Annotated in this window: 5 protein-coding genes; 1 reads left to right on the top strand and 4 read right to left on the bottom strand. The window is 58.4% G+C overall.

Annotated elements, in window-relative coordinates:
• Positions 1–134: 134 nt before the first annotated feature.
• From H7847_RS26310 to H7847_RS26300, 3 genes are read right to left on the bottom strand one after another with little or no spacing between them, the layout of a single operon-like run.
• Positions 135–569 carry a hypothetical protein gene (locus H7847_RS26310; protein WP_227272637.1) on the bottom strand — a complete coding sequence of 145 codons (435 nt, stop codon included), beginning with the start codon at positions 567–569 and terminating at the stop codon, positions 135–137.
• Positions 557–1,036, bottom strand: a complete 480-nt coding sequence (locus H7847_RS26305; protein ID WP_227272636.1) for a hypothetical protein — start codon at positions 1,034–1,036, stop codon at positions 557–559. Before H7847_RS26305 ends, H7847_RS26310 begins: the two co-directional genes overlap by 13 nt.
• A gap of 56 nt (positions 1,037–1,092) precedes the next feature.
• Entirely contained in the window at positions 1,093–2,439 is a 1,347-nt protein-coding gene (locus H7847_RS26300; RefSeq protein WP_227272635.1) for a lactonase family protein, read from the bottom strand.
• A 122-nt stretch (positions 2,440–2,561) separates the two neighbouring features.
• Here H7847_RS26300 and H7847_RS26295 point away from each other — a divergent pair, with 122 nt between their 5' ends.
• On the top strand, positions 2,562–3,410 hold the full coding sequence (locus tag H7847_RS26295) for a LysR family transcriptional regulator (protein ID WP_227272634.1): 849 nt from the start codon (positions 2,562–2,564) through the stop codon (positions 3,408–3,410).
• Between the two features lie 178 nt (positions 3,411–3,588).
• On the opposite strand, the gene H7847_RS26290 is transcribed toward H7847_RS26295, so the two are convergent.
• Positions 3,589–4,926 (bottom strand): tyrosine-type recombinase/integrase, encoded by a 1,338-nt coding sequence (locus tag H7847_RS26290; protein ID WP_227272633.1) that lies wholly within the window; start codon positions 4,924–4,926, stop codon positions 3,589–3,591.
• Between the last annotated feature and the right edge of the window lie 185 nt (positions 4,927–5,111).

The following is a 5,111-nucleotide window of genomic DNA, read 5'->3' as shown; positions in this document are numbered from 1 at the left end:
GGGCCGTCCTTATCGAGTGGTCGCGGCTCAAGGATTCATATCCTGCACATGCTCAGATAGTCGCAAGGAGCCCAGTGTTCCAAATGCTGCGCAGTATATCAAAGGCCGCTCGGCGATGGAATACGAGAGCATTGCTAAGCCGAAAAGGCTATCCATCGGCCAGACAGTAGCACGCCGCACCAGGCGAAAACTGAGACAACAGCAATGATCCTTTGGCCCTTCTCAAGCCTGTAAAACAGAAAGGCGTTTGCAGCCGCCAGCGCCAGAAGCCCAAACTTCCAGTAGATCGCCGGGTTTTCGGCGTAACGCGTTGCCTGGACCGACAAAAGCAAAAAGCCGGTGAATGCTGCACCGGCGAAGGCGAAAACTGCGATGCGAGACATCCGCGAGACTTGATCGTCGGCTGCACCGATCTTCAGAACGCGAACATCGGCCATAAGAACTGGGACGATGACGAAAGCGAAGGCCAATATATGCAGCGCCGAGATCATTGGATAGATTGGTCCGCCTACCCAATCCGCGAGTGTCGAGGTCTCAAGTGCTGCCAACACGGACGTCAGTTCGAACATCCGGCTTCTTCGGTTTGCATGCGTCCTCGGCGTACGACGGCTTCGCCGTCTGGTAACTTGATCCATTGACCGCGCAATTGATGCGGCGGGCGGCAGTTCTGGAATACGATTGTCGCGATGCGGTTACCCGTCGCGATACGTCCCTCCAGCCCGAAGAACAAGCGGACCGGCGGGTATTCCACATCGATGATCCGGCCCCGGTCTTCCTCGCGCACCTCGACGATGTCAGCAAACTCTTCGCCCTGGGGAAGTTCGGTTGGTCTGCGCAAATCGTCATCAACTTGCATCTCAATCAGGGGATGCGGACGGCGGAAACTGGCAGATCGCACGATACCCTCGACGTAAATCGGACGGGCGTCATCGTAGCGTCCAGTGAACCCATGATGTGCAAGTGCTGAACGCGGCGCGAACAACGTGAAGGCGGCGCAGCCTGTCAGCAGGGCAAGGGTTTGACGTCGGGATTGCATGAATGAAACTCCTCAAAACAGGCACGCGCCCTGATTGGAGGCGCGTGCTGTGACGTTTAGCGCGCAATCACCATCGAGTGTGCGCCACGGGCGACCGGCACAGAGTGTTCCGTCTTGATCAGCTGCGTGTTGCCGGGATCAAGCGGATCGGTCTGGATGCGCCAGAAGTCGATGCTTGAACCCTCGACCCGATCATCGAAATGGTCAAAGTTCGCCACCGCCAAGTAGTTGCCGGAGTTGTCGAACACTGCGGCCTCAGGAAGAATGCCGTCATAGTTGAAGGTGCCGATTTCGGTCAGATCGCCGGTTACCTGATCAAGCGCGGCCAGCGTCACGGAGGAATACCAGGTGATGCGGTCGTCGTTGTAGGGCAGGTAGCTGCGTTCGAGATTGGTTGTGGCCACCCAGCGGCCATCCGGCGACACGGCAAGGCCTTCGGGAGAGACACCTGTCATCACCCGGTCAATCAGCGCGTGGCGTGCTGTTCCATCCTCGCTGACTTCCGCGTTCATTCGCACCGTCAAAAGCTGACCGCGCGGTGCCTCAATCCAGATGCCCGCGATGTCCGGCCCCCAATACAGCGCGTTAGTCACAGCGTGGGTGCCATCGGGCGTGAACAGCACGCGGTATGGCGCGCGATCAATGTCGACCGTGTTGCCGAACGGAGTGACGTTCAGGTCGTCGCCCACACGGGCAAACTGCATTGTATTGGCAAACTGGTTGATCCAGACGATCACGTTTTCCGTCGGATGCCAGTCGATATCCATGATGTTGTCTTCGCCGAGGGCATACCCCGCGATCGTCGGCGAAACCGGGTCGCTCAGATTGCCATCTTCGGCGATGCGAAACAGTTGCATGGGTGTCTCTGCGCCAGACCCGCCTTCGATGGAGTAGCTGACCGCGAGGATATCGCCCGCTGCGTTGACACTCGCGGAGAGGGGCCGCGCGCCGATCTCAAGAGTTTGCAGGATCTCGGGCGACGCAGGGTCTTCCAGGCTGACCACCGTCAATGTCGTGCCGATGGACATATCGCCAAACTGATGGGCCTCATCGTTGTTTGGGCGCGGCGTGAACGTCTCGACCACGAAAGCGAAGCGGCCGTCGGGTGTGATCTCGACGGCGTTTGGCGGTCCCGCAACCGAGTTCGACGCGAAAACCTCTGCTGCCATCCAATCGCGCGGGTCACCATCTAGCGAGATAACGGCCAGCGTGTCCGTGCCCTCTCGGGGCCCGAGCATGCCGTTGACATAGGCCGAGGACAGCATGTCCGCATCTTGGACCGAAACCAGATAGCGGCCTTCGAAATCAAGTTGGCCACGGGCGTCCCGCGATCCGGCCTCTTGCGCAAAGGCGGGGGCCACAAGGGCCGTGGAAAGAGCAAGTGTTGTAAGCAAGGTCTTCACCTTGATCTCCTATGTCGATGTTGCATCCGCTTGATCTGCGTTGATCACGACATAAGGTTGTTCAATCTTCTCAACTTACGATGCCGTCGTTCGATAAGTTTGATAAACAAAGGTTATCAAAGATGTTTGGCCTAACCGACTACGAAAGCGTGATCGCCATCGCGGAAGAGGCGCATTTCGGGCGCGCTGCCCGTCGTCTGAATGTGACGCAGCCAGCGCTTTCCTCGCGTCTTCGGCGGATTGAAGAGGAGCTTGGCGTTCGGCTGTTTGACCGGGATCGCGGCGGGGTGAGTGTCACTCCGGCGGGCGAGCAGTTTGTTGAAGGCGCAGAGCGGGTCATCACTGCTGCCGAGGAAACGGCACAATCCGCGCGGAATGCCCAGGCAGGCCTCGGCCAAACGCTTCGCATCGGCATGACGCAGGTTGCTGCCTACCAGATCGTCATCCCAACCTTGGTCAACTTCCGGCAACACCATCCTCACGCGCGGGTAAAGCTCCACGAGGGCACGACTGCAGGCCTCGAAAAGCGCTTGGAGCAAGGCATGATTGACGTGGCGTTCCTGCATCCACCCCTGCACGCGCCAGGACTGTCCGAGACGTATCTGCTTTCCACGCCCATGGCCCTGTTCGACGGTGACCCGGATCCCATGTCGCGCAAACCCATGGTGGCGTATCCGCGTGCGGAAGCCCCGGTTTTGATGGGCGCACTTGCGCGGCAATCGAACGAAGGGAACGGAGAGTATCCCGCCGCGGAAGCGGACACCATGCTCGGCGCAATCATCTTGTCGCGCGCGGGCTTCGGGCCTTTTGCGGCAACAGCAGACTACCCGACGCCTTTCGAGAAAACAGAGCATTGTCTCAGCTCAACTGACACGGGCTTGACGCTCGATACTTCTATCGCCCGCCGCCTACTCGATAGGCGACCAATGGTCGAAACCCTCATCAAGTCAGCCGCAAGCGCAGTTGAGTAGCGGCTTTGCTGCCAGCCAACGGTCGACACAGACAGAAGCGAATGGACAGATCTGAGTAACCCGGACTTTGCGGTTGCAGCGAACGTCGGCTATGCGGGCTGCGAGTGCAGCATCGAAGTTGGGTGACGAACGTCTCCTAAGGGCCGGGCGTTTTGGACAGTATGCACAGGCGACGGCGCTATCGGAACGACGTTAGCGTCCGCGGCCTGGCTTCAGTCAGCATATCGTCGATCGCACTCCGTCGGGTCTGGCGGTCCAGCGTGTAATTGTTCCGTCTGAATTCGGCCCCCTCGAGAAGCGCTTTCACATACCCCGACACGGTGTCAGCGGCCATGATCAGTGTCGAGTCCAGCGTGTGGACGTATTTGCTTGTGACCGAGCCCTTAGCGTGGCCGATAAGTGCGGCGATGGTGATTTCGGTGAAGCCGAGGTCATTGGCGATGCTGGCAAAGCTGTGCCGCAGGACATGCGGTGTGACGTCCCACAGCGGTGTGTCGGCGAAGAGCTTCTTCCAATTCTGGGGAAAGTTCCCGACGGCGTTGTCCTCACCCTGGCCGGGAAAGACATAGGTTCCCTCGCGCTTCAGGCGCGCGGCCTCAAGATAGTCGACGACTGGCAGGCCAACGGGCCGCACGGATGCACCTTCCTTGCTGTCCTTCAGGCGCAGGCAACTCCCTTCAATGTCGACCTCGCTCCACCGCAGGCTGATAATCTCGCCTCGTCGACAACCGGTCAAGGCAATGAGACTAAGGATCTCGGCGTGGATGCCATAGTGGCTGTCATGTTGCACTTCTTTCAGAAGGCGACCCAGCGTCCGATACTCAGCTTCACTCAATCGACGGTCTCGCACCTTGTATCTCGGCTTCTTGAGACCGTGCGTCGGGTTTTGGTCGATGATCCCCGCTTCGATCGCGTAGGTGAAGATGCCGCCGAGGAGACCCATTGTGCGGATCGCGGTGCCAGGACCGCCCGTGACGATTGCTTTGCCACGCAACTTCTTCGTCTTCATCACGACACGCGTTTTACCGGCGATGATGTCCTTCATGAGATTGTTCATATCCGGCTTGGTGATGTCCTTGATCCTCCGTGTGCCGAGCAACGGGATGATGTGCCGACGAATGCGACCGATGTCCGTTTCGATCGTTTTGGGCTTCTTCGGTCGTCCGCCTTTGCCGAGGATGAGGCCAGCCTCCATGTCAGCGATATATTGTTCACAAAGTTGTCTGACGGTGACGGCGTGCCTTTCCTCCTCTCTTTCGGTCGCAGGATCTTCTCCTTGCGCAATCTGCCCAAGCAAGGCCTTCGCTTCCCGCCGTGCAGTCTCCGGCGTCCAAATGCCGTGTAGCCCGATCGTATATCGCCGCGAGCGACCTTTAGCTCTATACTGCAGGAGGTAACTTCGTTTGCCGGAGGGATAGACACGAAGACCGAAACACGGCAATTCGTCGTCCCATACGACATGGCCTTTGCTTCTTGGTGTTACGGACTCTACAAATCGTTTCGTCAGTTTGCTCATGCTCCGGTCCTTCGAAGACCCCATTTCACGCAAGCGACACGCAAGTGAGCGGGCGGAAATCAAGGCGTATTGTCGGATAGAGACTTCGGAGTACGGGTTGTGAAAATCAATGTATTTCAGGTAGTTATCGTGCTCTGGCGTGCTCTATCGTGCAATTCGGAAAGGCCATTTGACCAGCTCCGAAG

Origin of the sequence: Roseobacter weihaiensis (genome assembly GCF_020622345.1) — a bacterium.
Taxonomy (GTDB): Bacteria; Pseudomonadota; Alphaproteobacteria; order Rhodobacterales; family Rhodobacteraceae; genus Roseobacter; species Roseobacter weihaiensis.
Note: the sequence above shows the minus strand (reverse complement) of the source record. Positions and strands in the feature narration are given on the sequence as shown.